Source organism: Saccharopolyspora sp. NPDC045839 (genome assembly GCF_056431645.1).
Window position 1 is genome coordinate 1 of sequence record NZ_JBWKKH010000032.1, and the last position, 26,216, is coordinate 26,216.

The following is a 26,216-nucleotide window of genomic DNA, read 5'->3' on the forward strand; positions in this document are numbered from 1 at the left end:
GGATTTTGTCAAGAAAACCCAACCCCTTCTCGGAGGGGGGGGCTTTGTTTCCGAAAGAAAACGGCGCCCTGTGTCCCGGGCGGCCACGTCCCAGACGCGCCCGCGTACGTTCTGAAAACGACCCCTTCGGTAATGCCGACGCCCCACTACCAGCGTGGGGCGCCACCACCAGCGAAGCGCAACGCGGCGCAACCGCGCCTCGCGGGGCGGTCAGGCTTGTTTTGCCAGGTGGCGGGCCAGGAATGCGAGGGCTCTCGGGTAGGCGTCGAGGCGGTTGGTGCGCTTGGCCAGGCCGTGGCCCTCGTCGTCGTACACCCGCAGCTCGCACTCCAGGCCGTTCGCCCGGATCGCGGTCGCGATCTGCTGGGCCTCCGACAGCGGCACCCTCGGGTCGTTCGCGCCGTGCAGCACGAACAGCGGTGCCGCGATGGACGCGACCCTGGTCAGCGGCGACGCCGAGCGCAGGAATTCCGCGTCCGCCGCGAGCGAGCCGTACTCGCGCTCGCGGTGCGCTCGCCGGTACGCGGCGGTGTTCTCCAGGAACGTGACCAGCGACGAGATCCCGACGATGTCGACTCCGGCCGCCCACCGCTCCGGCTGGAACGCCAGCCCGGCGAGCACCATGTAGCCGCCGTACGAGCCACCCCACAGCGCCGCGCGCCCGGCGTCCAGCCCGATCGACGGCAGCCAGTCGTGCAGGTCGCCGAGGTCGGCCACCGATTCCAGCCGGTTGCGGCCGTCGTCGGCCGAGTACCAGCGCTTCCCGTAGCCGGTGGAGCCGCGGACGTTCGGCACCAGCACGGTGTGCCCCTGCGCGACGAGGGCCTGGGCGATCGGGCTGAACGTCCGCACGGCCTGGCTCTCCGGGCCGCCGTGGACGATCAGCACCGCCGATCCGGCCAGCCGCGGATCGGCCTCGTGCGGGGCGAAGACGAAGCACGGCACCTGTTCGCCGTCGCGGGCCGGCACCCGGTGCGAACTCGGTTCGACCAGGCCGTCGAGCTGCGCTGCGGAACCGGTCAGCGACTCGCACTCGCCGGTCGCGGCGCGCACCAGCAGCGCGTCGCCGGGGACCGACGGGGCGCTGAACGACAGCGCGATGAACCGCGAGTCCGGCGACCAGGTGGGGGCCGGCAGCGGGTACGAGCACCAGCCGTCGGCGGGTAACCGGATCGCCAGCAGCAGGTCACCGGTGGCGGCGTCGTGCAGCGCCAGCCTGCTGGCACCGTCGTCGTTCGCCTGCACCAGCAGCGTCGAACCGTCCGGCGAGAGCCAGCCGGTGAGGTCGTGCTCGTCGGAGGTCACCAGCCAGCGCCGGGCGCCGGTGCGCGGGTCGATGCGCGCGATCCCGGCGCGGTCCCGGTCGGCGTCGGTGGTGACGACCAGTCCGTCGAGCAGCCAGCCGATCTGGCCGTGCCGCGCGGGCTCGTCGTGCCCGGTCAGCGCCTGCACTTCGCGGGTTGTGGTGTCGACCAGGAGCAGCCGGTCGGACATCGCGCGGTCGGCGGGCACGGTCAGCGCCAGGTGGCGGCCGTCCGGTGAGGCCGTCGCCTCCAGGACCATGCCGCCCTGGTCGTAGGCGATCGCTTCTTCACCGGTCGCCACGTGGCGGATCACCACGTCGAAGTCCACGTCGTTGCGGCGGTTGGTCGCGTAGACGATCCGGCCAGGCAGGACGTCGAGCAGCCGGTGCACGTGCGCCGGGTCGCGGACCAGCGGCTGCAGGTCGTGCAGCCGCGCCGGGCGGAGGCTCGGTTCGTCCAGGCGCAGCAGGGAAAGCTGGCCGCGCTCGTTGCCGTCGGTGTCGTGCTGCACGACCACGGCGCGCTCGCCGGGCAGGTAGCGGCCGGTGACCGCGCCCGGCAGGGCGGTCAGCGGGGTGGGCTCGCCGTCGGAGAGCTCGACGAGCTGGGTGGATCCGGATTCGTCGGAGCCCGCCAGGACCCGGCCGGTGTCGGCCACGTCGAAGGCCCGCCAGCTGGTCAGTTCGAGCAACCGCACGATGTCCACCGCCATGCGATCACCCTGTCACGCTTCGCCCCCGCCGCCCAGGGGCGCGGACCGCCAGGCAGACCAGGCCGCGCATTCTCTAGGCTGGTGGCGTAGCCCGAATCGGGGTACGTGCACGCGCCAGCCGGAGGAGGATCACGGTGCAGCCAGGTGGCCAGCCGAACATGCAGCAGATCATGGAACAGGCGCAGAAGATGCAGCAGCAGCTGATGACTGCGCAGCAGGAGCTCGCCGACGCGGAGGTCACCGGGAGTGCCGGTGGCGGCTTGGTCACGGCGACCGTCAGCGGCGCAGGCGAGCTGAAGGGGCTGTCGATCGACCCGAAGGCGGCCGACCCGGAGGACACCGAGACGCTGGCCGACCTGGTGGTCGCCGCGGTGCGCGACGCCAACCGGGCGGCGCAGGAGCTGCAGGCCGAGAAGATGGGCCCGCTCACCGGTGCGCTCGGCGGTGGTGGCCTCGGCGGTCTCAGCCTGCCGGGCATGTGATCGCGGTTTCGATTGGAACCGCGCACCGTCCCCGGCGGGGAGTGCGGTTTCAATTGAAACCGCACCGAATCCCTGGAAACGAGTGATACGTGTACGAAGGTCCGGTTCAGGATTTGATCGATGAGCTCGGCAGGCTGCCGGGCATCGGTCCGAAGAGCGCGCAGCGCATCGCCTTCCACCTGCTCGCGGCCGAGCCCGCGGACGTGACCCGGCTGCAGGAGGTCCTGCAGAAGGTCAAGGAAGGCGTGGTGTTCTGCGACGTCTGCGGCAACGTCTCGGAGGAGACGACCTGCCGCATCTGCCGGGACGCCCGGCGCGACAAGACGTTGGTGTGCGTCGTCGAGGAACCCAAGGACGTGCTGGCGATCGAGCGCACGCGCGAGTTCAAGGGGCGCTACCACGTGCTCGGCGGCGCGCTGGATCCGCTTTCCGGCGTGGGACCGGACCAGCTGCGGGTTCGCGAGCTGCTGGCCCGCATCGGGCAGGACGACATCGCCGAGGTGATCATCGCGACGGACCCGAACACCGAGGGCGAGGCGACCGCGACCTACCTGGTGCGGATGCTGCGCGACTTCCCCGGCCTCTCGGTCACGCGGCTGGCGTCGGGCCTGCCGATGGGCGGTGACCTGGAGTTCGCCGACGAGCTGACGCTCGGCCGGGCCCTCTCCGGCCGCCGCGCGATGTAGCCGCCAAGGGACGACGCTTTTCGAGCTCGTGAGTGCTTTGGGCCGCCATGGCGATCCAAAGCACTCACGAGCTTTTTGCATGTGCCTCGGTGCGGTGAAGACCGGCGGTGAGCGGTACCGCCGGACGTGTCAGGTCATCGCCAGAATCTGTTGCCCGAGCCAGAATTTTCCGCAGTTTTTACCGGTATTCACGGGTTGTCCGACAGTTCTTCCGGAGACTCCGAGCGGTCCAGCACCCTCGCCCACCTGGGTGAATGCCCGAAATATCGGGTTTCCTTAGGCGTCCCTAAGTAGTGGGATCGTAACCTCAGGTATCCCACAATGGACTCCTAATGCGAGTTAGTCTCACGGAACTCTGAGACCTGAGACACACCGAGGTGCTTCCATGAGTAGAGCTCCATCGCCGCGCCGCGGATCCGGCACGGGACGCCGTGTCGCCACCGCCGGCATCGCCATCGTCGCGGCGACCTCGCTGGCGGCCTGCGCACAATCGCAGCGCGAGGCCGGCGGCGGCGGTGAAGGCGGCACGCTCACCTTCGGCGCGGCAGGCGCACCCGACCTGTTCGATCCCTTCTACGCCTCCGACGGCGAGACCTTCCGGGTCACCCGCCAGATCACCGAGGGCCTGGTCGGGTTCAAGCCGGGGTCGTCCGACGTCGAACCGGAGCTCGCCGACAGCTGGGAGCACACCCCGGACGGCAAGACCTGGACCTTCAAGCTCCGGCAGGGCGTGAAGTTCCACGACGGCACCGACTTCAACGGCGACGCGGTGTGCAAGAACTTCCAGCGCATGTTCAACCAGACCGGCGCCGGGCAGAACAACGCGCTGTCCTACTACTGGATCGAGAACTTCGGCGGGTTCGCCGACGGCAAGGCGCCGTCGCTGTACCAGTCGTGCGACGCGCCGGACGCGACCACGGCCGTGGTCCACCTGACCCGCGCCAGCTCGAAGTTCCCGGACATCCTCGGGCTGCCGTCGTTCAGCATGCAGTCGCCGACCGCGATGGACCAGTACCAGGCCAACAACGTGCAGGCGCAAGGCGACAGCTTCGTGTACCCCGAGTACGCCAGGTCGCACCCGACCGGCACCGGCCCGTTCAAGTTCGCGTCCTACGACGAGAGCAACGGCACCATCAAGCTGGTCCGCAACGAGGAGTACTGGGACGAGAAGGCCAAGCTCAACGAGCTGATCTTCCGCATCATCCCGGACGAGACGGTGCGCAAGCAGGAGCTGGAGTCGGGCGCCATCGACGGCTACGACTACCCCAACGCCGCCGACCTCAAGGCCCTGCGCGAGGCCGGCAACAACGTCCAGGTCCGCGACCCGTTCAACATCATGTACCTGGGCATCACCCAGAAGAACAACCCGGCGCTGCAGAACCTGAAGGTGCGGCAGGCGCTGGCGTACGCGGTGGACCGGGAGACGCTGGTCAAGGCCAACATGCCGGAAGGCGCCACGGTGGCCACCCAGTTCTACCCGAAGACCGTGGACGGCTACGCCGACGACGTCCAGCAGTACCAGCACGACCCGGCGAGGGCCAAGCAGCTGCTCGCCGAGGCCGGCGTCCCCAACCTCGCGATCAACTTCTACTGGCCCACCGAGGTCACCCGGCCCTACATGCCGGACCCGCAGGGCATCTACAACGCCCTCGCCGAGGACCTGCGCGAGGCGGGCTTCACCGTCAACCCGGTGAGCAAGCCGTGGAACGGCGGCTACATCGACGACGTCGACAACGCCAAGGCCGACATCTTCCTGCTCGGCTGGACCGGCGACTACAACACGCCGGACAACTTCATCGGCACCTTCTTCGGCACGCCGACCAACCGCTTCTACACGGCCGGTGCGCCGTGGGGCGAGGAACTGGCGACGCAGCTGAAGGCCGCCGACAGCGAGCCGGACGAGGCCAGGCGCAACCAGATGTACCAGGACATCAACCGGAAGCTGATGTCCGAGTACCTGCCCGCCGTGCCGCTGTCGCACTCGCCGCCGGCGATCGTGACCAGCCCGCGGGTGCAGGGCCTGCAGACCTCGCCGCTGACCGCCGAGGAGTTCGCGTCGGTGAGCGTCTCGGAGAAGTGAGTTGACGATTTCGCGCGAAGCCGGCGCGGCTCCCGCACGGGGACCGTCGGTTTCGCGCGAAATCGCGCGCTCGCTGCCGGACTGACCAAACGGGGGTTTCGTGCTCCGCTTCACCATCCGGCGACTCGCGCAGCTGGCGCTGGTCGTCGTCGTGCTGTCGATGCTGCTGTTCGCCTGGCTGCGGATGCTGCCCGGCGGGCCGGTGTCGGCGTTGCTGGGGGACCGCGCCACGCCAGAGGCGCGGGCCAAGCTGGAAGCCGATCTCGGCATGGACCAGCCCATCTTCGTGCAGTACTGGCGCTTCCTGGGGCGCGCCGTCACCGGCGACTTCGGCACGTCGACCGGCGTGCAGCGCGGTTCGCCGGCGCTGGAGGTGTTCCTGACCCGCTTCCCGGCGACGCTGGAGCTGTCGATCCTGGCGCTGCTGCTGGCGGTCGCGGTCGGCATCCCGCTGGGCTACCTGGCCGCCCGCAAGCGCGGCAGCTGGCTGGACAACGTGAGCATCACCTGGTCGCTGATCGGCGTTGCCGTGCCGGTGTTCTTCCTGGCGTTCCTGCTGAAGTTCGTGTTCGCCATCCAGCTCGGCGCGCTGCCCGCCTCCGGCCGCCAGGACGTCGGGCTGAACGGGACGCGGGTGACCGGCTTCTACATCCTCGACGGGTTGCTGACCCGCGAGTTCGACGCCGCGTGGAACTCGTTCGTGCACCTGATCCTGCCGGCCATCGCGCTGTCCACGATCCCGTTCGCGGTGATCTTCCGGATAACCCGGGCCGCCGTGCTGGACGTGATGGACGAGGACTACGTGCGCACCGCGCGGGCGAAGGGCCTGGCGGGCATGGTGATCCGGCGCCGCCACATCCTGCACAACGCGATGCTGCCGGTGGTGACCACGATCGGCCTGCAGACCGGCGCGCTGCTGGCCGGTGCGGTGCTGACCGAGCGGGTGTTCAACATCGCCGGGGTCGGCCAGGCGGTGGCGATCGGCTTCCAGCGCAAGGACTTCCCGGTGCTGCAAGTGGTGATCCTGGCATCCGCGATGGTGTACGTGCTGGTGAACCTGATAGTCGACCTCTCATATGCGTTGATCGACCCACGACTGCGGACACGGTGAGGTCATGGTGCTGAAAACGCAGCGCAAGGAACGGATCGACGCGCTGGCGGAGACGGCGTCGGACGCCGGGGTGAGCCTGGCCGCGTCGGCGTGGCGGCGGCTGAGGCGCAACCCGGTGTTCGTGGTCGGCGCGGTGATCATCGCCGCGTTCGTGCTGCTGGCGCTGCTCGCGCCGCTGCTGGCCCCGCACGATCCGGCGCAACGCCTGCTGGAGCAGCAGGTTTCCCGCGCGGACAACACGATTCCGCCGCCGCAGGCGGGTTTCCCGCTGGGCGGCGACCAGTACGGCCGCGACCTGTTCTCCCGGCTGCTGCTCGGTTCCCAGCAGACGCTGCTGGTCGCGGTGCTGGCCACCGTGATCGGACTCGGCGGCGGCCTGGTGCTCGGCCTGCTGGCCGGCGCGTTCGGCGGCTGGGTCGACTCGGTGGTCATGCGCGTCGCGGACGTGATGCTGTCGGTGCCGTCGCTGCTGCTGGCGGTGTCGATCGGCGCGTTGTTCGCGCAGCAGACGCAGTTCACCGTGATCCTGGCGGTGGCGATCGTGCAGGTGCCGATCTTCGGCCGGTTGCTGAGAGGCACGATGCTGGCGCAACGAGCCAGCGATCACGTGCTGGCGGCGCGGGCGCTCGGGGTGAAGCAGAGCGCGATCGTGTTCCGGCACATGCTGCCGAACGCGCTCGGCCCGGTCATCGTGCAGGCCACCCTGGTGCTCGCGGTGGCGATCATCGACGCGGCGGCGCTGTCCTTCCTGGGCCTGGGCGCGGCCGACGACTCGGTGCCGGAGTGGGGCCAGATGCTCGGCGGCGCGCAGAACATCATCGATTCGCATCCGCAGCTGGCGTTCTGGCCGGCGGGCTGCATCATCCTGGTCGCGCTCGGGTTCACGCTGGTCGGCGAGTCCCTGCGGGACGCGCTCGACCCGAAGCGCCGGCGCTAGAGGTGGGGGAACGAATGGCACTGCTGGAAGTCCGCGACCTCTCGGTGGTGTTCGCCCGCAAGGGCGAGCCGCCGATGACCGCCGTGGACGGCATCTCCTTCGACGTCGAACCGGGCCGCACCGTCGGCCTGGTCGGCGAGTCCGGTTGCGGCAAGTCGGTCACCTCGCTGGCGATCATGGGTCTGCTGCCGAGCACCGGCGCCGAGGTGTCCGGGTCGATCGACTTCGACGGCACCGACCTGCTGCAGCTGCCCCGGCGCGAGCTGGACCAGCGCCGCGGCAGCGACCTGAGCATGGTGTTCCAGGACCCGCTGACCTCGCTGAACCCGGTGGTGCCGATCGGCCTGCAGGTGTCCGAGGTCATCGAGCGGCACCGCGGGCTGCCCCGCAAGGAGGCGATGCCGGAGGCCGAGGAGCTGCTGCGGCGGGTGGGCATCCCGGACCCGCGCCGGCGGCTCAAGGAGTACCCGCACCAGCTCTCCGGCGGCATGCGGCAGCGCGCGCTGATCGCGATGGCGCTGGCCTGCAAACCGCGGCTGCTCATCGCCGACGAGCCGACCACCGCGCTGGACGTGACGATCCAGGCGCAGATCCTGAACCTGCTGGCGGAACTGGTCGCCGAGACCGACACCGCGCTGATCATGATCACGCACGACCTGGGCGTGGTGGCGGGGCTCTGCGACGAGGTGAACGTGCTCTACGCGGGCCGGGTGGTGGAGCGGGCCGCGCGGCACGAGCTGTTCGCCCGGCCGCGGCACCCCTACACGGCGGGCCTGCTGGCCTCGATCCCGCGGCTGGATTCGCCGCGCGGCCAGCGGTTGTCGCCGATCAAGGGCTCGATCAGCGACAACATCCCGTGGGACGCGGGGTGCGCGTTCTGCCCGCGCTGCCCGAACGCGCAGGACGTGTGCGAGCAGCAGACGCCGGACGTGAGCATCGACGTGGGGGCGCGGCTGCTGCGCTGCCACAACCCGGTCCGCGAGACGACGTCGAGCCCGGTGGAGGCGTCATGAGCGCCCGGCTCCCGCGCGCCGCCGGTTCTTCCGCAATTTCAATGGAAATCGGACCTTCGATTTCCATTGAAATTGCGGCGGAGTCACCCGGTCGGGGCGCACCGGAGCACCACGACGAGACCATGCACCTGTTGACCGCATCGGATTCCGGTGCCCGGCGCCAGACCCTGGAGGCGTCATGACCGACAGCCCGGAAACCGAGCGGAATTCCCGGGACGTGCTGATCGACATCGACCAGGTCCAGGTGCACTTCCCGATCAAGCGCGGCGTGGTGCTGGACCGCACGGTCGGCTACGTGTACGCCGTGGATGGCGTGTCGCTGACCATCCGGCGCGGCGAAACCTACGGCCTGGTCGGGGAATCCGGCTGCGGCAAGTCGACGCTGGGGCGCGCGGTGCTGCGGCTGGAGAAGCCCACCGGCGGCAAGGTGGTGTTCGACGGCGTCGACCTGTCCGGCATGAAGGGCGAGCCGCTGCGCCGGATGCGCCGCCGGATGCAGATGGTCTTCCAGGACCCGCTGTCCTCCCTGGACCCGCGGCAGTCGGTGCAGTCGCTGCTGGTCGAGGGCATGCGCGCGCACGGGATGGACAGCGGCAGGGCGGGCACGGACAAGCGGCTGCGCGAGCTGCTGTCGGCCGTGGGTCTGCCGTCGACGTCGCTGCGCAAGTACCCGCACGAGTTCTCCGGCGGCCAGCGACAGCGCATCGGCATCGCCCGGGCGCTGTCGGTGGGGCCCGACCTGGTGGTGGCCGACGAGCCGGTGTCGGCGCTGGACGTCTCGGTGCAGGCCCAGGTGCTGAACCTGCTGGAGGACCTGCAGGCCGAGTTCGGGCTGACGTACCTGGTGATCGCGCACGACCTGGCGGTGGTTCGGCACATCGCCGACCGGGTCGGGGTGATGTACCTGGGCGGCATCGTGGAGGAGTCCACATCGGACGATCTCTACGAGGAGCCGCTGCACCCGTACTCGAAGGCGCTGCTCTCGGCGGTGCCGGTGCCGGACCCCACGGTGGAGGACGAGCGGGAGCAGATCCTGCTCTCCGGCGACCTGCCCTCGCCGGCCGCGCCGCCGACCGGCTGCCGGTTCCACACCCGGTGCCCGTGGCGGCAGGCGACCCGGTGCGACACGGAGCGGCCGGAACTGCGCGAGCTCAAGCCGGGCCACCGGGTGGCCTGCCACTACGCGGAGGAGATCCGCGACGGCAGGCTGAAGCCGCACGAGGTCGAGGCGGAGGCGGTGAACCCGGCAGACTTCGGCGACCTGGACATCACCTCGGCCCCGGCCTGACCGCGCGGACCAGTCGTGAGCGGCTATGGCTGCTATTGCGGCCATAGCCGCTCACGACGTGTGAAACCGGTGCGCTGATTTCGCGCGTTGTCCACCGCGCCCGGCGCGCTAGGCCCTAGGTTCACAAGATCGTCGGCGGCCGGTGGAACGGAGGCAGTGAGTGAGGTACAGCAGTGCGCCGCGGTGCTCCGCGTGCGAGCACCGGGCGATCCTGGAGCGGGCGACCGCGGAGCGCCTGGTGGCGGAGTCGGGCGAGGTCCTGGTGACCTACGACTGCCCGGAGGGGAACGGGGTGCACCTCTGCAACCCGGACTTCGAAAGGGGCGAAGCCGTCCGCTGACGCCGGAACCCACCCGATTCCAGGCGGAATCGGGAGCCACCATGCCGGACCAGGCTGGGCTGGTGGGTCGCCCAATTTTAGGCAAAATTGGGAGCGTCTCCACGTCGGACCCGGCCGGGTGGGCTTGGGGAGGCTCCCAATTTTAGGCAAAATTGGGAGCCCTCGACCTACGGGCGCTGGACCGCGGACTCGGGCAGGACCATGGGTGGCGCTTCGGGGGCCGGTGGTTTGCGGCGGCTCAGCTTGATGCTGCCCAGCAGCACTCCGCCCACCACCACGGCTCCCGCCGCGAGCTCGATCGGGTGCGGCCGCTCGCCCAGGACCAGCCATGCCGTCGTGAAGCCGACCACCGGCACCAGCAGCGAGAACGGCGCGACCATGCTGGCCGGGTAGCGCCCCATCAGCGTCGTCCACAGGCCCGATCCGATGATCGTCGCCAGCAGCGACGTGTACGCCAGCCCGGCGAGCGCGTACCAGCCGGTCGGCGAGTCGAACGCCGTCGCCAGCGCGTCCCAGCCCGCCGTCGGTCCCTCGACCACCGCCGATAGCGCGAACATCGGCAGCGGCGGCACGATGGCGATCCACAGCGCCAGGTGCAGCGGGTTCGGCGCGTTCGCCTTCCGGCCGCACAGGTTGCCCAGCGCCCACGAGAAAGCGCCGCAGAGCGTGATCAGCAGCGGCAGCAGGGTGGCGCTCTGGGCGCGGTGCCAGCCGATCGCCACCATGCCGAGCACCGCGATGAGGATGCCGACGATCTGCACCGGCGTGATCCGCTCCCGCAGCAGCAGCGCGCCGAGCACCACGGTGAACGGCGCGGACGCCTGCTGCACCAGCGAGGCCAGCCCGGTCGGCATCCCGATGTTCATCGCCGTGAACAGGAACGCGAACTGCAGGGCGCCGAAGAACAGCCCGTACCCGATGAGCCACCGCCACGGCACTCGCGGGCGCGGCACGAACAGCAGGACCGGCAGCAGCACGGCGAAGCGGAGTCCGGCGAAGAAGAACGGTGGGAATTGGCCGAGCCCGTAGTCGAGTGCGATGAAGTTGGCGCCCCAGAGCACGACGACCACCACGGCCAGCAAGCGGTCTCGTGAGTTCACCATGCCAGCCTGCGGCCCGGCTCTGTGAAGAACAAGCAATACTATTTACAGCTAATGTGTACTATTCCTTCATGGATGTCCGCAGGCTGAGACTCCTGCGCGAACTCGCTGATCGCGGGACGGTCACCGCCGTCGCGAAGGCCCTGTCCTACACCCCGTCGGCGGTGTCGCAGCAGATCCGGGCGTTGCAGGCGCAGGTCGGCGTGCCGCTGACGGAACCGGCCGGTCGCGGGCTGCGCCTCACCGACGCCGGCCGGGCGCTCGCGGCCCGGGCCGACGAGGTGCTGGCCGCGCTGGACCGCGCCGAGGCCGAGCTGGACAGCTACCGGTCGACGCCGCGCGGCGTGGTGCGGGTCGCGATCTTCCCGTCCGGTGCGTTGCTGCTGCTGCCCGGCCTGCTCCGGCGGATGGCGGTGAATCCCAAGGTGCGGTTGGAGTGCCGCGACGTCGACATGACGCCGCCGGAGGTGCCGGCCCTGACCGCCGACTTCGACCTGGTGGTGGCGCACCGGGACGACCAGGCGCCGCCGTTCGACGGCGCGCGCGTGGAGATCACCCCGCTGCTGCGGGAGCCCCTGGACGTCGCGCTGCCGCCGGGCCACCCGCTCGCCGACCGGCAGCGCATCGAGCCGGCGGAGCTGGTCGGCGAGCCGTGGCTGAGCGTGGACGTCGGCTTCCCGGTCGACGACGTGCTGCGCTCGCTGGCGGTCCGCACGGGCGTCCGGCCGGTGGTGGTGCAGCGGATCAACGACTTCCGCGTGACCGAGGCGCTGGTCGCCGACGGCCACGGCGTCGCACTGCTCCCGAGGTACACAGTGGACACTCCGCGGCTGGTGCTGCGCCCGCTGGCCGGGGTCCGCGCGGGCCGGAACATCGAGGTGGTGTCCCGGAAGGGGGCGACGGAGCGCCCGGCGGTCCGCGCCGTGCTCGACACGCTCCTCGCCGAGGCGGCCGTCGTCACTGGGCTGCGCGATCAGAAGTAGCTCAGAAGGACCGGACTTCGCTGGTGGCGCGGGCGGATTGCGACGAACGTGATCGCTGTTCGTCCTCGATCGCGCAGAAGGTGAAGACCGGAATGACCAGACGGGTTCGCACGTTCGCGGTGGCCCTCGCCGCCCTGATGAGCACGGCCGGTTGCGGTGGTGGTGCTTCCTCGCCCGCCGCGCCGGAATCGTCCGCGCCGGCGTTCCGCGGTGCGGCCCCGCCAGGAGTGGCCGCGCAACCGGCGTGGCACGAACCGCCGTCAGGCCGAGCGGAAGGAGGGGACTTCGGCACCAGCACGTACGACAAGGTCGTGGGCTTCGACGACGTCTTCGCGTACCTCCGCGACGAGGGCGAGAACCGCGGCGAGACGCTGCTGTTCCTCGATGCCGCAACGGGGCGGGAACGCGCCCGGATTCCCGTGCCCTCCACCGTTTCCCAGGGAGATCTGGAGCCGGCGGAGGTCGACGGCAGGCAGGTCGTGGTGCTGACCTACGCCACGTCCACCGAGGAAACCGCGATGCAGGCCGCGCAGCAGCTGTCCGTGACCGAGGTCTACGACTCCGCCGCGAACGCGATCTGGCGGGAGGCCGCCGAGGACGGCGACGGCGGGTTCTTCAGCAACGGATGGGTGCTCAGGTCTGAACAAGTGGACGGGGTGGAGATCGACACCGTCCACGACCTGCAGGACCGCGAGGTGTGGAGGGCGCAGGAGCCGACCTGGGTGGGCCGTCAACGCGTCGTCGGGGTGCACGGCGACCTGCTCGTCGCGCAGCACGGGGAGGTCGGCGAGCTCACCGGCTACCAGCTCTCGGCAGGCGGCGCGGCCCGGCTGTGGCGGACCGAGGACATCGCCCCGCCCGGCGAGCAAGGACCGGCGGAGGCGCCCGACGTGATCGGGTTCGCCGAAGGCAAGATGCTGATCCACTGGCAGCTGGGGATCGGTTCGTTCGCGATCGTCGCGCACGACCCGGCCAGCGGGGCCATCGCCTGGACGCTCCCCGTCGAACGTGGCCACCGCTGGTCCGGCTTCCACCAGGAATTGGCGTACGACCGGTTGAGCGGCCTCGGCGCAGTGCACTCCGACCAGGGCGTCACGCTGCTCGACGTCCGGTCCGGTCGGCTGCGGTGGGAGAGCGCCGAGGGCGATCGGGCATTCCGCTTGACGGCGCTCACCGGCGGGGTTGTCTACGGGCTGATCGACGAAGAGATGCCGATCGCGGTGTCCACTTCGCAACGTCGTCCGCTGGGGGAGAACCTGACCGCGCTCCCGGTCGCCAGCGCAGGCGGATTCGTGTGGGCCACCAGCGCGTCCGCCGAGCACTGGGTCTTCCCGGCGGGCTGACCGCCGAGCCCCTGCGCCGGGCGGGCCGCGGCCAGCCGCTCCCGCCCGTACCGGCGCAGGGTGCCCAGCATCGCGTACTGATTTCGGCCATCGACCCTGGTCAGGATGGACTTGTCCACCAGACCGACCACTGCGTCGAATGCTTCCTCGTCGCGCAGCCCGTCCGCAGCGATGTCCAGCGTGCCGCTGCCATCCGAAGCGCTCAACTGCGACCACACCGCCTGTTCCGCCGCCGAGCACAGGTCCCAGCTCCAGTCGAACAGCGCGCGCAGCGTGCGGTGCCGTTCGCTGCCGCTGCGATCGCCGTCGCGGAGCAAGCGGAACTCCTCGCCCAGCCGTTCCAGCAGGTCTTCCGCGCTCAGCACCCGCATCCAGCGAGCGGCCAGCTCGATGGCCAGCGGAATGCCGTCGAGCCGACGGCACACCTGCGCGATGATCTCGCAGTTCGCGGCGGTCACGGCGAACCCGGGTGCCACCGCGGCCGCCCGATCGGCGAACAGCCGGATCGCGTCGCAGCGTGCCACGGCGTCCGGTTCGGTGTCGTCGTCGGGCAGCGGCAGCGGGTGGACCGGCAAGGTGTGCTCGCCGGTGATGCCGAGCGGCTGCCGACTGGTGGCCACGATCAGCAAACCCGGCGCGGCCGCCAGCAGCGTGCGGGCGAGCGCGGCGCACTCGTCGAGCAGGTGCTCGCAGTTGTCGAGCACCAGCAGGAGCTGCTGGTCGGACAGGTATTCCGCGAGCGTGGACGGGCTCGCCTCCTGGACGCCGAGCGCGGCGGCGACCGTGTGCGCGACCATGCCCGGTCGGTTCACCGCGGCGAGCTCGACCAGCCATGCCCCGTCCCGGCAGGACCGGGCGACCCGCGCTGCCAGCCGCAGCGACAGCCGCGTCTTGCCGACACCGCCGATCCCGGCCAGCGTCACCAGCCTGGCCCGGGTGAGCATCCGTTCGGCGTCGGCGAGTTCGCGCTGCCTCCCGACGAACGTCGTCAGCTCGGCGGGCAAGTGCCCGTCTGCGGTGCGCGATACCGCGGGCTTGCCGACGGGTTCGGGGGTGTGGCGCAGGTTCCGCCAGCACTGCGCCCACTCCTCCGCCAGTTGCTTGGCATTCCACGAGCGGGCGGCGTCCACCGCGCGTTCTGGGTTGCTATGTGCGTAGGCGACGCATGCGCGCACGAACATCTCGGTGACGTCCCAGGTCGGGATGTGCTTGCCAGCAGCGGCATTGCGCAGAGAGGTGTCGGAGAACCGGTGACCGAGCCGGGCTGTTTCGTAGGACAGCGTTTCGTAGCTGGGGGTTCCCGCGCTCCGCCGCAGCCGGTGCAACTCCAGGGCGAACAGCCCCAGCGGCGTGTCCGACTCCGGCAGGGCCACGACGCGGCGGCTCACGACGCGCCGTCGACGGTCCAGCCGGTGTCCCGGCTCCGCCACCGCTGTGTGCCAGACGCGTCGGGGTACCAACCTGGTCGCATCGCTTCTCCTCCTGATCGTTTCGTTGACCACGACCAAGCTGGCGCGCCTGATGATTAACATCCAAGGAGGTCGAGGGCCTGCTAACCATCTGTTGAGCAATCCCTCCTGATGATCGGAGCCGTAGATGACGGGTAGGCCTGGGAGACGCGAGGCCGCCATCGACCCTGCGGAAGGACCGCTGGCGAAGTTCGCGTACGAACTGCGGACCCTGCGCCAGCAGACGGGCGGCCCGAGCTTCCAGGAACTCGCGCGGCAGACCCGCCAGATCGGCGAGCCGTTCTCGACCAGCACGCTGCGCAACGCGGTGTCGGGCTCGGTGCTGCCGACCACCGAGGTGACGGCGGCGTTCGTCCGCGCGTGCTTGCGCTACGCCCGGGCGAACCGCCAACTGCTGGCCGACGCCGGGGTGCTGGACCAGGAACCGGAGGAGCTCGTCGAACGCTGGTGCCAACGCCGAAACGAACTCGCCCAACCCAAGCAGCCCGAGTTGGAACCAGATGGCTCCCAGGAGGAAGCGGAGGTGCCGGAGCCTCGGGAAGAACCGGCTGCGCCCGGCAGCGGTCGGCGCGCCAAGCCGGTGGTAGTGGTGGCGGCGACCGTGGTCGTCCTCGCGGCTGTCGCGGCGGCGGTGGCCTTCCTGCTGCCCTCGGGTGAGGTTCCCCTGGCCGCCAAGCCGATCGTGGCGAGGTCCGCGAGCCCGGTGTCTGCGGACCAACTCGCGGAACAGTGCCGGGGCGCGTGGCAGCGCGGTCCGGTGAAGATCGACCCGTGCATCACCGCGGTACCGGAGGGCGTGCGGATCTCCCTGCGCGTCACGGCCGTGGAGGCCGCGCCGGAAGTCGCCGTGCACCTGTGGCTCCGCGACGCGACCACCCGGCAACGAGTCCCGGACACCCTGCACCACTGCCAGGTGTCGTTCACCGAGGCCGGCCAGAGCGCCACCTGCGGCCCGGTGCTGATCCGCCCGGAGCCGGGGCACAGCTACGTGGCGGCAGCGAACGCGGACCTCGGAACGTCTCCGGTGCCCGCCATGTGGAAGGACCCCAACGCCACCGGCCTCAACAGCGCGGCCGTTGCCTGGCCCCCGCGCTGAACGCCCGTGCGCGCCCGCCGCGGCTCGGCGGCGGGCGCGCGACCACTACTTCGGCAGCTTGGACACCTGCCACCACTTCGGATCGCCGACTTCCGGGGCGACGGGGTCCAGGTGGGGGAACTGGCTGCTGAGGTCCTTGATCGCCGCGGTCTCCTCCCAGAGCGCGATCACGGCCTCCACCACGCTCCTGATCCTTTCCCGCACCGTCTTGGCGAACGAGCGGAATTCGTTGACGATCCCGGGGATGACGCCCAGGACGTTCACCAAGTCCAGCGTGTCGACGACGTGGGCCAGGGCACCGAGCGCGGAGCCGGCGAAGCTGGTTATGAGCCGGGCCAGGACGTTGTACTGCTCGATGATGTGTGTCAGGGACTTGCGGATGAGGGCCGCGATCTGGCCGAACAACGGCGGGACCTGCCCGGTCGCGGTTCGTAGCCGGACGTTGAAGTCCCGGAAGGCGGCGTGCGCGTCGCCTTCCCAGTAGAACTGGAGCCGCTCCACCGCCTGGTTGAGCTGATCGCCCGATTGCACGACGTGCTTGGTGGCCGTCTGACCCCAGATGGCCGAGGTGCGGATGGCGTGCTGGTGGCCCCCGGGCATTCTGCGGACTTGGTCGAGCAGAACGCCGAGCCCGGCGACGCCGAGTTGGGACGCCATGCGCACGATTTCGCGCGCTTCTTCGTGGGGGAAGACCACAGGTGTGGGAACCGGGGTGAGAACCGTTGGTGCCACGGTATTTCTCCAATGCGCTGGTAGTTGCTCACGGTTCGAGGTAGCCGAATTCCTTGTAGTACTCGCAGTCCTTCTGCTCGTACGTCCGGGCGACCGCGTCCAGTTCGGTGCCGGCCCCTTCGATGACTTTCTTGAACTTCTTCAATTCGTCCAGCACGGTGTCGAGAGCCGCGTTGTAGCGGGCGGGAGCGCCGGCCATCATGCCGATGATCCCCAGCGTCATCGGGCCCATTTTCGTCGCTTCGAGGACCTGGTAGGCCTGGTCCCACTCGGCCGCGGCGTCCTGGATCTGCGTCGTCGTCGAACGCAGTCTTTCGGGAACTGCTTTGTAGCCTGTCACGGAGGATCTCCTCGGGTTTTCAGCTGATTCCGATTCGCACGATTTCCCGTCGTCGACACTCGTCCGCGTCGTTGGCGGCCTGGTTGACCACGGAGACGATCTGCGCTGCCAGATACCGCGCCGAGACGCCTTCCAGCCTGTCCGGGTTCAGGTGCATGCCCAGGAACTCCCCGCGGAGCGAGCAGCGGATGTGGCCCAGGTCGTCGGGCAGCTTCCAGTCGTGGCAGTCCATCTCGATCACCTCAGGAACGTCAGGTCGGTGAAGTACTCGTCGTCTTCCCAGTCCGGGGCGGCCGGGCGAGGGGGCGCTTCGGCGATCTCCGGCTGGGCCAGCTCCGGCGGTTTGATCAGCTTCGCTATCGGCAGTTCGGCGCCGATGATTTCGAAAAGCCGTTGGCGCGCATCCAGATTCGCCTTTCGCCGGCCGTCGAGGACGAGACGCGAAATGTCCTGCGACAGCTGCTCGCACCGGGCCGCGCATACCTGGGACTGCGGAATTTCGAGCTCGATCAGCTTGCCGAGTCCGTTGGTCACCGCCCGCATCCCGGTTTCGGGGTCATACGTTGAGCAGGACCGGAGTGCGGCCTCGTCACGCGTGGCGTACATCTTCGGCAGAAGCCGCTCGCCTGCGTCGTTCTCGTCCGATTCGGGGAAATTCACGTGCACCACCTCGATTCGCATTGCTGCAAAAGGGTTTTCGTAGCCACTTCGCGCGGCGTCGACGCCGGGGGATCAGTCGAGCGGGACGGAGCGGAGCTTGCTGGTGCCGCGCATGTCGTATTCCTGCGAGGTGCCCACGCGGTGACCCATGCCCTGGATGAAGTCGGGCATGGGGGCGAACTTCAGGTTGTCCCAGTTGTACCGATCCGTGGCATGGACCTGGTAGTCCAAGCTCACCTTCGGGTTTCCGTCGGCGTCCGGTGTGGCCTTCACGAGTCCGGTCATCGTGTACTGGTACGAGCCGATCGCGTACCAGTCGGTTCTCGCATCTGCCGTGCGGCCGTCCCACTTGCCGAGGTTCTTCTCCAGCACGATCGGCTGACCTCCGGTTTTGTGGAAGCTTTCAACGGCTTCCTTCTTCCACGCCGACTTGTGCTCGGCGATCTTCTTCTCGACTGCATCGCTGAGTCCTGGATCGTTGGTGAGCAGGTGGTCCACGTCGATCGACTTGGTCTTCCCCGAGTTCCCCAGGTAATGCCGCATGTTGTCGGCGGCCCAGTCGAAGCCGTTCGCTTCGCCGATGTGGACGAGGCTCTTGCCGATGGCCCCTTCGCCGTGCCAGGCGAGGTCGAGCGTCGCCGCAGTTTTGCTGCGGATGTCGGCTCGGCAGTCCCCGAGCGCATCGGCCAGCTCGCGCCATTGGGCCGCGCACTGGTCGAATTTGCCGGCATCGCAGCCGTCGAGGGTCTTCACGTCCATCACGCGCCCCGCTCAGGACGGCGCGTTCGAGGTCAGCGAGCATTTCGGCGCTGCTTGCAGCTGCTCACCGGTCGTGCGCACGGCAGCGGCCAGCTGCTGCACGTTCTGCCGCCATTCGGCCGCGAAGCTCGGCAGCAGCGCCGCGGTGATCGACCCGGTCATGTCGCGCGCGGCGGAGTCCAGCACCAGCCCGCCCGTGGTCCCGCGCAGCGACTCCGCCGCCGACACCACCGTCGAGCCCGCAGCCTTCAAATCGCTTGTTCCTGCCTTGACCATTCCCATTCGACAACCTCGCCCGAAGCCAGCTCGGGTGCGGCAGGCGCACCCGTGTTCCGTCGTTGGGCTCGAATCTGGCCGCGGGAATGATGATTAGCCAGTGACCTGCGCAAATGTTGATCGTCTGCGCATTACTCCGGGGCGTGGTCCCGGGCCCAGCGGCAGATCGCCGCGATCTCCTCGGCGTGGGCCGGGAGCGTGTCGTCGGTGATGCCGACGACCGGAATGTGGGCCTCGCGGGCCACGTCCGGCGGCCGGTGCAGGAAGCCCTTCTCGTGCACGCCCGTGCTGCCCCGCCCCGGCGTTCCCTCGGCGAGGTGGCCGGTGGTGCGGGCGTACCGGGTGAGCACGCGGGGTTTGCGCAGGTCCCGGTCCGCGCCGTACCACTGCTGGCTCAGCGGGAAGATCGCCGTCAGCGCGTCCCACCAGCCCTCCGTGGCGAGCACCAGCCCGGGGTGGCGGTGGTGCAGCTCGTCGGCGAGCCGGCGGTAGCCGTCGATCACCTCGTAGCGCGGGTCGTTGAACCAGTAGCCCAGGGTGTCCAGGAACGCCGCGTCGACGCCGAAGTCCCGCACCATCGCCGAGATCGACTCCACCAGGTGGGCGCGGAAGTCCGGTTCGCCGGGGTTGAGGAAGACCTGATCGCCCTCGCCGACCCGGTCGCCGTCCCAGTCCGGCCGGTTCAGCAGTTCCACGTAGCGGTTGGTGTCGTTGCGCAGCGCCGCCCGCTCCCACGCCGGGTACTCGACCACGTTCGCGCCGTGCCCGCCGTACATCGGCATCAGCCGCACGCCCAGCTGCCGCGCGGTGTGCGCGAGCTCGGCGAAACCCCCTGCGCCGCCCATGTCTTCGCCGGGCCGGTACCGCGGGTAGGCGTAGTAGTAGCGGCCTTCCCAGCCGGGCAGGTAGGCCAGCACGCGGCTCGGATCGATGTGCTGCGCGACGAATCGCAGCGACTCGGCCATCTGCGCGAACGTGTTGAACACGTAGCCCGTCCAGTGCTGGCCGTGCAGCGTCACCACCAGCGCGGTCCGCCGCAGCCAGTCCGGCACGTCCGGGCGGGAGGACCACGGCACCAGGTTCTGCGAGCCCTCCACGAAGGACAGGTGCTCGTCCAGGTCGGCGTCGGCGCTGTGCCCGGTGGTGCCCAGCCGCAGCCGGACCGACGGCACCCGGCAGGTCGTCGAGCGCGCCGTCGCCGACGGCACGTGCACCAGCTCGGCGATCGGCCCCGGCGCGTACGGGGGCTGGTGGACGTGCAGGATCTTCCGCCGCACCAGCGGATCGCGGACGCTGAGCGCCAGCCCGTTCGCCTCGTCCCCGGCCGCCACCCACGGCGTCGCCCAGTCCGAGCCCGGGTAGTCCAGCTGGAACCGCTGGCCGTTGACGCCGTGCGCCCAGCCGCGCCCGGTGTTCGGCGTCCACCAGCCGGCCCGCAGCTGCTCCGGAGGCAGGCCGCGCAGCAGCAGCTTCACCGCCTTGATCGGCTCGTCGTGGCGGACCGTGATGGCCCACTCCAGCACGCCTGCCGCGCGGGTCACCTCGATGTCGGCCTCGCCGGCTTCGACCGGGACCTGCTGGCCGAGCCGCGCGTACCGGTCGGCGTGCACGTGGACGCGGTCGCCTTCCCGGACGTGCGCCCGCTCGACGTCGAGGCCGTAGCCGTTGGTAGTGGTGAACACCTGCACCGCCCACGCCACGCCGGCGGCGCCGGGGACGGGGAAGTAGGGGTCGCGCGGGTCGAAGCTCAGGTCGGTGTCGATGAGGGCCACGCCGGTGCCTCCGATCCCTCGGCGCCGCGCGACAGGTAGCCGGCGGCCTCGTCCAGCAGCGCTGCGAGGTCATCGGTTTCATCGGCAGTGAAGACGAGCGTCTCGCCCGGCGGCAGCACCACGGCGACCCGATCTCCGACGACCAGCACCGTAATGTTGCCCGAATCGACCGGTGTGGTGCACGGGATTCGCCAGCGGAGCTTTTCGGTCGGGTCCTCGGTCGGCCACATGTCCACCTCAACACTGCTGCATTTCGGTGCCTGACTGAACCCTGACGGCAGCCCGACATCAAGTCCGGTAGACCGATCGAGTGGTAGAGGCGTGCGGTGTCCGCGACGGCGCTGCGGTGTCGAAAGACAGGGAGAGGTTGTTGTCTTTGAAGCGGCGCAGCCGCTTAGCCCACCTACGCAACCGGCACCGCCGCGGGTTCTCAGGGGCCTTCTCGCGAGGACAGCCCCGACGTGGTGAATTGGTCATTCATGAGTCGGGGATCCCACAGCGAGAAGGCCCCTGAGGTTCCGCTACCCGCACCGCCACGCAAGGTGAGTCCGGAATTAAAAAAAGGAGGAACAGGGGGAGGGGCCGGCGTCCCCGACGTTTCCCCCGTCTCCGGCCCGTCTCCCCCTGTCCCCGTGTTCCCCAGGGGCGTCGCCTGGCATCCCGCGACGTCATCAATGGTGCCGACTCGGAGGAAAGCGCAATACCATCTTTGGTCGAGTGTGTTCACCGGACCGGACGCCGATCCTCGGCTCAGCGGAATACGACTTCTGGTGTATTCAGGCCGGCGGTTCGGTCCCTCCCGGCGGTTCGGTGAAGCCGTACTCGTGCCCCGCGACCTGGTACAACTCCGCGTACCGGGCCAACCGGTCGCGATCCAGCCGGACCCCGATGCCCGGTCGGTCCGGCAGGTGCAGCCGACCACCCGGATAGCGCAGCGGCCCGTCCTCGACCACGTCGTCGGCGAGCAACCGGCCGTAGGACTGGTTGGCGCAGGGGAATCCCGGGGTGGCGGCGATCAGGTGGGCCGCGGCGCACGTCGCCACGCCCAGTTCGCCGAGGCTCTGCTTGACGACCGGGATGCCCGCGGCCTCGCCGATCCCGGCCGAGCGCTTCAGGTTCAGCAGGCCGCCGTCCAGCACGTTGTCCGCCGAGATCGCGTCCGCCGCGCCCTGCCTGATCACGTCCAGCTGGTCGTGCCGCGTGCGCGACGCCGCGTCGGCGAGCAGCGGCACGCCCGTGCGGGCGCGCAACCGGGCCATCTCCGGCAGGTTCCGGCCGGAGACCGGTTGCTCGGCGAACTCGATGTCGTAGGGCTCCAGCGCGCGCAGGGCGCGGAGCGCGGCGGCGGGCGACCACGCCCCGTCGGCGTCGATCCGCAGCGCGGCCCCGGCGCCGATGCCGTCGCGGACCGCGGCCACCCGTGCGACGTCGGTGGCCTGCTCGGCGGCGCCGACCTTGACGTAGAAGCTCTCGAAGCCCGCCGCGGCGCCCCGCACGGCTTGCTCCCGCATCCACTCCGGCGGGCCCGCCGGGACGTAGTGCAGGTATTCGACCTCCTCGCGCAGCGGGCCGCCGAAGAGGTTGACCAGCGGTTGGTCGCAGGCCTTGCCGACGATGTCCCAGCAGGCCATGTCGATGGCGGCCGTCGCGGGGCCGGTGGTGCCCGCGTGGTTCGAGGTGCCGGTGACGTCGATCAGCTTCGCGATGCGTTCGGTGTGGAACGGGTCCTCGCCGATGGCGAACCGCTCGACCCAGCGCAGCGCGGCGAGCACGATCTCGGCCGACGGGTACGCCGGGGCCTCGCCGAGGCCGGTGATGCCTTCGTCGGTGTCGATCTCGATCAGCACGCTGACCAGGCCGCGGCGGCTGCCGGTGGCCCACCTCTCGGCGGTGTCGAATGGCACTGCGACCGGGATGCTGCGGATGCCGATGATGCGCAAAACGCCCTCCCCCAGGGCATCGCGGGCGACACCTCCCCAGGCCGCTCGCGACTGCTGTGTGGCTACCGTCACACCATCCGCTGTGCTCCGCCAAAGATGCGGCCGTCTTCTGCGTCGTCGATGACACCAAACCGGCCCCGGTACGTACCCTGGCCGATGGCGCCGGTCGTTTCGGCGACCGCGCGACGCGTTCTCGGACCGGAATGGACGTACATGATCGAGTGGCTGGACACGATCCCCCCTGGGGTGATCTATCTGGTGGTCGGGCTGATCATCGGGTTGGAGAGCGTGGGGATCCCGCTGCCCGGCGAGATCATGCTCGTCAGTGCCGGGGTGGCGGCGTCGCAGGGCGTGGCCAATCCGGTCGTGCTCGGCATCGTCGCCGCGAGCGGCGCGATCATCGGTGACTCGGTCGGCTACGCGGTCGGCAAGCGCTACGGCCGCACGCTGCTGGGCTGGCTCGGTCGCAAGCTGCCGAAGCACTTCGGGCCGAAACCGGTGCGCCAGGCGGAACGCGCGTTCGACCGCTACGGCGCGTGGGCGGTGTTCGGCGGCCGGTTCGTGGCGCTGCTGCGCATCCTCGCCGGTCCGCTGGCGGGCATCCTGGGCATGCCGTACCGCAAGTTCCTGATCGCGAACGCCACGGGCGGCATCGCGTGGGCGGGCACGGTGACGACCCTGTCCTACATCTTCGGCGTGGTCGCCGGGCAGTGGTTCCACCGCTTCTCGTGGGTGGCGCTGCTGGTCACCGTCCTCATCGGCTGGCTGATCGTGCGCTTCGTCCGCCGCCGCGCGGAGCGAGAGGACGAGGCGGAGCTGGAAGAGGCCGAGATCTCGGACGAAACCGGCGAATCGGCGAAGGCCGAAGGCGCCGAGCCAGAGACCGACGCCCCGGTGCGCTGAGGCGCCGTTTTCGCGCGAAAACGCCAGCCGGGGTGACCCCGCACGTGACGCTCCGTGACAGCTCGCCGCCGTTTCCGCACCCCGGGCGAACTGGAGTGAACGGCCCGTTCGCCCCGGTAGGCGGGGTGAACGGGCCGTTCGCGTTGCGTCGGTCAGCGGTTGGCGCGGTTCACCGCGGATACCACCGCGCGCAGCATCGCGGTGATCGTCGAGGTGTCGACGCCGACGCCCCAGAAGATCTCGTCGCCCACCGCGCACTCCAGGTAGGCCGCGGCGCGCGCGTCGTCACCGGCGGTCAGCGCGTGCTCGTGGTAGTCCATGACCCGCACGTCGTAGCCGATGCTGCTCAGCGCGTCGACGAAGGCCGAGACCGGGCCGTTGCCGGTGCCGGTGATCTCCTGCTCCTCGCCGTCCACGACGACGGTGGCGGTGATGGACTCGTTGCCGTTCTCGCCGGCGGCGCGCTGCCGGACCAGCTTCAGCGGCGCGGTGGCCTCCAGGTATTCGCTGGAGAACGCCGACCACATCGCCGTCGGGCTGACCTCGCCACCCTCGGAGTCGGTGTGCGCCTGCACCACCTTGGAGAACTCGATCTGCAGCTTGCGCGGCAGCTCCAGCTGGTGCTCGGTCTTCATGATGTAGGCGACGCCGCCCTTGCCGGACTGCGAGTTGACCCGGATCACGGCCTCGTAGGTGCGGCCGACGTCCTTCGGGTCGATCGGCAGGTACGGCACCTCCCACGGGTGGTCGTCCACCGGGGTGCCGGCCTGGTTCGCCGCGTCGTGCAGCGCGTCCAGGCCCTTGTTGATGGCGTCCTGGTGGCTGCCGGAGAAGGCCGTGTAGACCAGCTCGCCGCCCCACGGGTGCCGCTCCGCCACGGGCAGCTGGTTGCAGTGCTCGACGGTGCGCTTGACGTAGTCGATGTCGGAGAAGTCGATCTGCGGGTCGATGCCCTGGCTGAACAGGTTCATGCCCAGCGCCACCAGGTCGACGTTGCCGGTGCGCTCGCCGTTGCCGAACAGGCAGCCCTCGATGCGGTCCGCGCCGGCCTGGTAGCCCAGCTCGGCGGCGGCGATGCCGGTGCCGCGGTCGTTGTGCGGGTGCAGCGACAGGATCACGGAGTCGCGCCGGGCCAGGTTCCGGTGCATCCACTCGATGGAGTCGGCGTAGACGTTCGGGGTGGCCATCTCGACGGTGGCGGGCAGGTTCAGGATCACCGGCCGCTCCGGGGTGGGCTGCCAGATCTCGGTGACCGCGTCGCACACCTCGGCGGCGTAGGACAGCTCGGTGCCGGTGTAGGACTCCGGGGAGTACTGGAAGCGGAAGTCGGTGTCGGAGTACTTGCCGGCCAGTTCCACGGCCATCTCGGCGGCCGAGGTGGCGATCTTCTTGATGCCCTCGCGCTCCTCGCGGAACACCACGCGGCGCTGCAGGATCGACGTCGAGTTGTAGATGTGCACGATCGCTTGCGGCGCGCCTTCCAGCGACTGGAAGGTCCGCTCGATCAGCTCGGGGCGGCACTGGGTGAGCACCTGGATGCGGACGTCGTCGGGGATCGCGCCGTCTTCGATGATCTCGCGGACGAAGTCGAAGTCGGTCTGGCTGGCGGCGGGGAAGCCGACCTCGATCTCCTTGTAGCCCATCTGCACCAGCAGGTCGAACATGCGGCGCTTGCGGGCGGGCGACATCGGGTCGATCAGCGCCTGGTTGCCGTCGCGCAGGTCGACCGCGCACCACAGCGGGGCCTTGGTGATCCGCTTGTCGGGCCAGGTCCGGTCGGGCAGGGATACGTTCTCGACCAGCTCGTGGAAGGGGCGGTAGCGGTGGTAGGGCATCGAGCTGCCCAGCTGCGGGTTCCACGGCTGCTGGTCGGCGGGGGCGGGCCGGGACGGCTTCCGCACCTTGCCGCCGAAGGGGGCCTGGGAGTCGGGCGTGTTGGTGCTCATCCGAAAGGTTCTCCTGCTCGATTACCGGGTCTGGACCGACGACCGGCGCGTTCGAACCCCGCGACGAGGGGCCGGTCTAGGAGACCCCGTCGCGGCTTCGAAGCAGGAGAACGCGAGCCACGGAACTAGGCTAACCGCAGTAGTGGCCCGAAATGCAAGCACCCCTTCCACATCGTGGGAAGTGACACGTCACGATCTTCTCTCGCCCGAGATCGGATCCGCCTGGCAGAGTGGTCGGTGGATCAAGGGGAGGGTCGATGGCGGCGAAGAAGGGGCGATCCGGGGTCGCGACGCTGATCAACGGTGCGGGCTTCCTGCTCGCCGCGATGCTGGTGCTGCACATCCTGTTCGTGGTGACCGGCTTCCCGGCGGAGAACGGGCTGGCCAGGTCCGTGGCGCAGGCGGCCGAGCCGCTGGCGTTGTTCTTCCCCGGCCTGGTGCAGGCGCCGGCCGAGGTGTTGCAGGTGCTGCTCGACTACGGCCTGGCGGCGGTGTTCTGGGTGCTGGTGGGCGGGCTGCTGGCACGAATGTTCGGTTGACCGCCCCGGTCGTGCCACACTGGAGATCGTGGCGGAAGACGTGAGCGCGGACGCGCACGAGAGCGGTGTGCGTCGCGCTGACCTGCGACGGGCCCGGGCCCGGGTCGTCGGCGTGCTCAGCAACGTGGTCCGCTGGGTCGGCAACGCGGGTGCCGCGCTGCTGGCGATCCACGTGGTGTTCGCCATCGGCGGCGCCAACCCGGACAACGGCATCGCCAAGTTCGTGGCGTCCTGGGCGGAGCCGCTGGCGCTGGGCTTCGAGGACCTGTTCATGCCGGACGATCCGAAGCTCGCGGTGGCGATCAACTACGGGATAGCGGCCCTGTTCTGGCTGATCGCCACGGCGATGGCGGTCCGCATCCTCCGCGCCATCGCCTGATAGTCCACTTCGGACGTTCGTCTTCC

General features: G+C 69.8%; 27 protein-coding genes. 14 read left to right on the forward strand and 13 right to left on the reverse strand.

Annotated features, from left to right (window positions below; genetic code table 11):
• Nucleotides 1–210: 210 nt before the first annotated feature.
• Nucleotides 211–2,016, reverse strand: a complete 1,806-nt coding sequence (locus tag AC07EQ_RS33115) for a S9 family peptidase (RefSeq protein WP_478391771.1) — start codon at nucleotides 2,014–2,016, stop codon at nucleotides 211–213.
• A gap of 158 nt (nucleotides 2,017–2,174) precedes the next feature.
• Here AC07EQ_RS33115 and AC07EQ_RS33120 point away from each other — a divergent pair, with 158 nt between their 5' ends.
• The 9 genes from AC07EQ_RS33120 to AC07EQ_RS33160 all read left to right on the forward strand — a co-directional run bounded on the left by AC07EQ_RS33120 (nucleotide 2,175) and on the right by AC07EQ_RS33160 (nucleotide 9,953).
• Nucleotides 2,175–2,498: a YbaB/EbfC family nucleoid-associated protein gene (locus AC07EQ_RS33120; protein WP_235883261.1), complete on the forward strand. Its 324-nt coding sequence runs from the start codon at nucleotides 2,175–2,177 to the stop codon at nucleotides 2,496–2,498.
• Between the two features lie 89 nt (nucleotides 2,499–2,587).
• Nucleotides 2,588–3,184 (forward strand): recombination mediator RecR, encoded by a 597-nt coding sequence (gene recR / locus AC07EQ_RS33125; protein ID WP_132479088.1) that lies wholly within the window; start codon nucleotides 2,588–2,590, stop codon nucleotides 3,182–3,184.
• A gap of 385 nt (nucleotides 3,185–3,569) precedes the next feature.
• Nucleotides 3,570–5,264 (forward strand): ABC transporter substrate-binding protein, encoded by a 1,695-nt coding sequence (locus AC07EQ_RS33130; protein WP_478391772.1) that lies wholly within the window; start codon nucleotides 3,570–3,572, stop codon nucleotides 5,262–5,264.
• 100 nt (nucleotides 5,265–5,364) lie between these two features.
• Entirely contained in the window at nucleotides 5,365–6,375 is a 1,011-nt protein-coding gene (locus tag AC07EQ_RS33135; RefSeq protein WP_478391773.1) for an ABC transporter permease, read from the forward strand.
• A gap of 4 nt (nucleotides 6,376–6,379) precedes the next feature.
• A complete protein-coding gene (locus AC07EQ_RS33140) occupies nucleotides 6,380–7,312 on the forward strand; it encodes an ABC transporter permease (RefSeq protein ID WP_478391774.1) in 933 nt (310 codons plus the stop codon).
• 14 nt (nucleotides 7,313–7,326) lie between these two features.
• Nucleotides 7,327–8,325, forward strand: coding sequence for an ABC transporter ATP-binding protein (locus tag AC07EQ_RS33145; protein ID WP_478391775.1), 999 nt, complete (start codon nucleotides 7,327–7,329; stop codon nucleotides 8,323–8,325).
• Complete coding sequence (locus AC07EQ_RS33150) at nucleotides 8,322–8,507, forward strand: hypothetical protein (protein ID WP_478391776.1); 186 nt, start codon at nucleotides 8,322–8,324, stop codon at nucleotides 8,505–8,507. The genes AC07EQ_RS33145 and AC07EQ_RS33150 overlap by 4 nt, the downstream gene beginning before the upstream one ends.
• Complete coding sequence (locus AC07EQ_RS33155; protein ID WP_478391777.1) at nucleotides 8,504–9,613, forward strand: ABC transporter ATP-binding protein; 1,110 nt, start codon at nucleotides 8,504–8,506, stop codon at nucleotides 9,611–9,613. The genes AC07EQ_RS33150 and AC07EQ_RS33155 overlap by 4 nt, the downstream gene beginning before the upstream one ends.
• 160 nt (nucleotides 9,614–9,773) lie before the next feature.
• Nucleotides 9,774–9,953, forward strand: coding sequence for a hypothetical protein (locus AC07EQ_RS33160; protein WP_132479076.1), 180 nt, complete (start codon nucleotides 9,774–9,776; stop codon nucleotides 9,951–9,953).
• 167 nt (nucleotides 9,954–10,120) lie between these two features.
• On the opposite strand, the gene AC07EQ_RS33165 is transcribed toward AC07EQ_RS33160, so the two are convergent.
• Complete coding sequence (locus AC07EQ_RS33165) at nucleotides 10,121–11,053, reverse strand: EamA family transporter (protein ID WP_478391778.1); 933 nt, start codon at nucleotides 11,051–11,053, stop codon at nucleotides 10,121–10,123.
• A 71-nt stretch (nucleotides 11,054–11,124) separates the two neighbouring features.
• On the opposite strand from AC07EQ_RS33165, the gene AC07EQ_RS33170 reads away from it, so the two are divergent.
• Entirely contained in the window at nucleotides 11,125–12,036 is a 912-nt protein-coding gene (locus AC07EQ_RS33170; RefSeq protein ID WP_478391779.1) for a LysR family transcriptional regulator, read from the forward strand.
• Between the two features lie 1,186 nt (nucleotides 12,037–13,222).
• On the opposite strand, the gene AC07EQ_RS33175 is transcribed toward AC07EQ_RS33170, so the two are convergent.
• On the reverse strand, nucleotides 13,223–14,767 hold the full coding sequence (locus AC07EQ_RS33175) for an ATP-binding protein (protein WP_478391780.1): 1,545 nt from the start codon (nucleotides 14,765–14,767) through the stop codon (nucleotides 13,223–13,225).
• A 208-nt stretch (nucleotides 14,768–14,975) separates the two neighbouring features.
• Between AC07EQ_RS33175 and AC07EQ_RS33180 the strand changes: the two genes are divergently transcribed.
• On the forward strand, nucleotides 14,976–15,944 hold the full coding sequence (locus AC07EQ_RS33180) for a hypothetical protein (protein WP_478391781.1): 969 nt from the start codon (nucleotides 14,976–14,978) through the stop codon (nucleotides 15,942–15,944).
• A 45-nt stretch (nucleotides 15,945–15,989) separates the two neighbouring features.
• Here the strand turns inward: AC07EQ_RS33180 and AC07EQ_RS33185 are convergent, their stop codons facing one another.
• The 9 genes from AC07EQ_RS33185 to AC07EQ_RS33225 form a co-directional block, all read right to left on the reverse strand.
• Complete coding sequence (locus AC07EQ_RS33185; RefSeq protein WP_478391782.1) at nucleotides 15,990–16,676, reverse strand: WXG100 family type VII secretion target; 687 nt, start codon at nucleotides 16,674–16,676, stop codon at nucleotides 15,990–15,992.
• Between the two features lie 28 nt (nucleotides 16,677–16,704).
• Nucleotides 16,705–17,016, reverse strand: coding sequence for a hypothetical protein (locus AC07EQ_RS33190; protein ID WP_478391783.1), 312 nt, complete (start codon nucleotides 17,014–17,016; stop codon nucleotides 16,705–16,707).
• A gap of 19 nt (nucleotides 17,017–17,035) precedes the next feature.
• Nucleotides 17,036–17,257: a hypothetical protein gene (locus AC07EQ_RS33195; protein ID WP_478391784.1), complete on the reverse strand. Its 222-nt coding sequence runs from the start codon at nucleotides 17,255–17,257 to the stop codon at nucleotides 17,036–17,038.
• Nucleotides 17,254–17,676, reverse strand: a complete 423-nt coding sequence (locus tag AC07EQ_RS33200) for a hypothetical protein (protein ID WP_478391785.1) — start codon at nucleotides 17,674–17,676, stop codon at nucleotides 17,254–17,256. The genes AC07EQ_RS33195 and AC07EQ_RS33200 overlap by 4 nt, the downstream gene beginning before the upstream one ends.
• 72 nt (nucleotides 17,677–17,748) lie before the next feature.
• Entirely contained in the window at nucleotides 17,749–18,435 is a 687-nt protein-coding gene (locus AC07EQ_RS33205; RefSeq protein WP_478391786.1) for a hypothetical protein, read from the reverse strand.
• A 12-nt stretch (nucleotides 18,436–18,447) separates the two neighbouring features.
• Entirely contained in the window at nucleotides 18,448–18,687 is a 240-nt protein-coding gene (locus AC07EQ_RS33210) for a hypothetical protein (protein WP_478391787.1), read from the reverse strand.
• A 155-nt stretch (nucleotides 18,688–18,842) separates the two neighbouring features.
• Nucleotides 18,843–20,483, reverse strand: coding sequence for a hypothetical protein (locus AC07EQ_RS33215; protein ID WP_478391788.1), 1,641 nt, complete (start codon nucleotides 20,481–20,483; stop codon nucleotides 18,843–18,845).
• Complete coding sequence (locus AC07EQ_RS33220) at nucleotides 20,459–20,713, reverse strand: hypothetical protein (RefSeq protein WP_478391789.1); 255 nt, start codon at nucleotides 20,711–20,713, stop codon at nucleotides 20,459–20,461. Before AC07EQ_RS33220 ends, AC07EQ_RS33215 begins: the two co-directional genes overlap by 25 nt.
• Before the next feature lie 546 nt (nucleotides 20,714–21,259).
• Entirely contained in the window at nucleotides 21,260–22,423 is a 1,164-nt protein-coding gene (locus AC07EQ_RS33225; protein WP_478391790.1) for a mandelate racemase/muconate lactonizing enzyme family protein, read from the reverse strand.
• 213 nt (nucleotides 22,424–22,636) lie between these two features.
• Here AC07EQ_RS33225 and AC07EQ_RS33230 point away from each other — a divergent pair, with 213 nt between their 5' ends.
• Nucleotides 22,637–23,326 (forward strand): DedA family protein, encoded by a 690-nt coding sequence (locus AC07EQ_RS33230; protein WP_478391864.1) that lies wholly within the window; start codon nucleotides 22,637–22,639, stop codon nucleotides 23,324–23,326.
• A gap of 152 nt (nucleotides 23,327–23,478) precedes the next feature.
• On the opposite strand, the gene leuA is transcribed toward AC07EQ_RS33230, so the two are convergent.
• Nucleotides 23,479–25,272 (reverse strand): 2-isopropylmalate synthase, encoded by a 1,794-nt coding sequence (leuA, locus tag AC07EQ_RS33235; protein ID WP_478391791.1) that lies wholly within the window; start codon nucleotides 25,270–25,272, stop codon nucleotides 23,479–23,481.
• A gap of 257 nt (nucleotides 25,273–25,529) precedes the next feature.
• Here leuA and AC07EQ_RS33240 point away from each other — a divergent pair, with 257 nt between their 5' ends.
• Together AC07EQ_RS33240 and AC07EQ_RS33245 are read left to right on the forward strand one after the other, a co-directional pair.
• Nucleotides 25,530–25,811 (forward strand): hypothetical protein, encoded by a 282-nt coding sequence (locus AC07EQ_RS33240; protein WP_132479048.1) that lies wholly within the window; start codon nucleotides 25,530–25,532, stop codon nucleotides 25,809–25,811.
• Nucleotides 25,812–25,839: 28 nt separating this feature from the next.
• Nucleotides 25,840–26,190, forward strand: a complete 351-nt coding sequence (locus tag AC07EQ_RS33245; RefSeq protein WP_478391792.1) for a hypothetical protein — start codon at nucleotides 25,840–25,842, stop codon at nucleotides 26,188–26,190.
• Nucleotides 26,191–26,216 lie beyond the last annotated feature (26 nt).

Bases quoted from the DNA above. Each gene is read 5' to 3' on its own strand.
- AC07EQ_RS33140 (WP_478391774.1), top strand. From the start codon at position 6,380: ATGGTGCTGAAAACGCAGCGCAAGGAACGGATCGACGCGCTGGCGGAG.
- AC07EQ_RS33230 (WP_478391864.1), top strand. From the start codon at position 22,637: ATGATCGAGTGGCTGGACACGATCCCCCCTGGGGTGATCTATCTGGTG.
- AC07EQ_RS33150 (WP_478391776.1), top strand. From the start codon at position 8,322: ATGAGCGCCCGGCTCCCGCGCGCCGCCGGTTCTTCCGCAATTTCAATG.
- AC07EQ_RS33115 (WP_478391771.1), bottom strand. From the start codon at position 2,016: ATGGCGGTGGACATCGTGCGGTTGCTCGAACTGACCAGCTGGCGGGCC.
- AC07EQ_RS33240 (WP_132479048.1), top strand. From the start codon at position 25,530: ATGGCGGCGAAGAAGGGGCGATCCGGGGTCGCGACGCTGATCAACGGT.
- leuA (WP_478391791.1), bottom strand. From the start codon at position 25,272: ATGAGCACCAACACGCCCGACTCCCAGGCCCCCTTCGGCGGCAAGGTG.
- AC07EQ_RS33155 (WP_478391777.1), top strand. From the start codon at position 8,504: ATGACCGACAGCCCGGAAACCGAGCGGAATTCCCGGGACGTGCTGATC.
- AC07EQ_RS33145 (WP_478391775.1), top strand. From the start codon at position 7,327: ATGGCACTGCTGGAAGTCCGCGACCTCTCGGTGGTGTTCGCCCGCAAG.
- AC07EQ_RS33180 (WP_478391781.1), top strand. From the start codon at position 14,976: ATGACGGGTAGGCCTGGGAGACGCGAGGCCGCCATCGACCCTGCGGAA.
- AC07EQ_RS33205 (WP_478391786.1), bottom strand. From the start codon at position 18,435: ATGGACGTGAAGACCCTCGACGGCTGCGATGCCGGCAAATTCGACCAG.
- AC07EQ_RS33170 (WP_478391779.1), top strand. From the start codon at position 11,125: ATGGATGTCCGCAGGCTGAGACTCCTGCGCGAACTCGCTGATCGCGGG.
- AC07EQ_RS33220 (WP_478391789.1), bottom strand. From the start codon at position 20,713: ATGTGGCCGACCGAGGACCCGACCGAAAAGCTCCGCTGGCGAATCCCG.
- AC07EQ_RS33120 (WP_235883261.1), top strand. From the start codon at position 2,175: ATGCAGCAGATCATGGAACAGGCGCAGAAGATGCAGCAGCAGCTGATG.
- AC07EQ_RS33130 (WP_478391772.1), top strand. From the start codon at position 3,570: ATGAGTAGAGCTCCATCGCCGCGCCGCGGATCCGGCACGGGACGCCGT.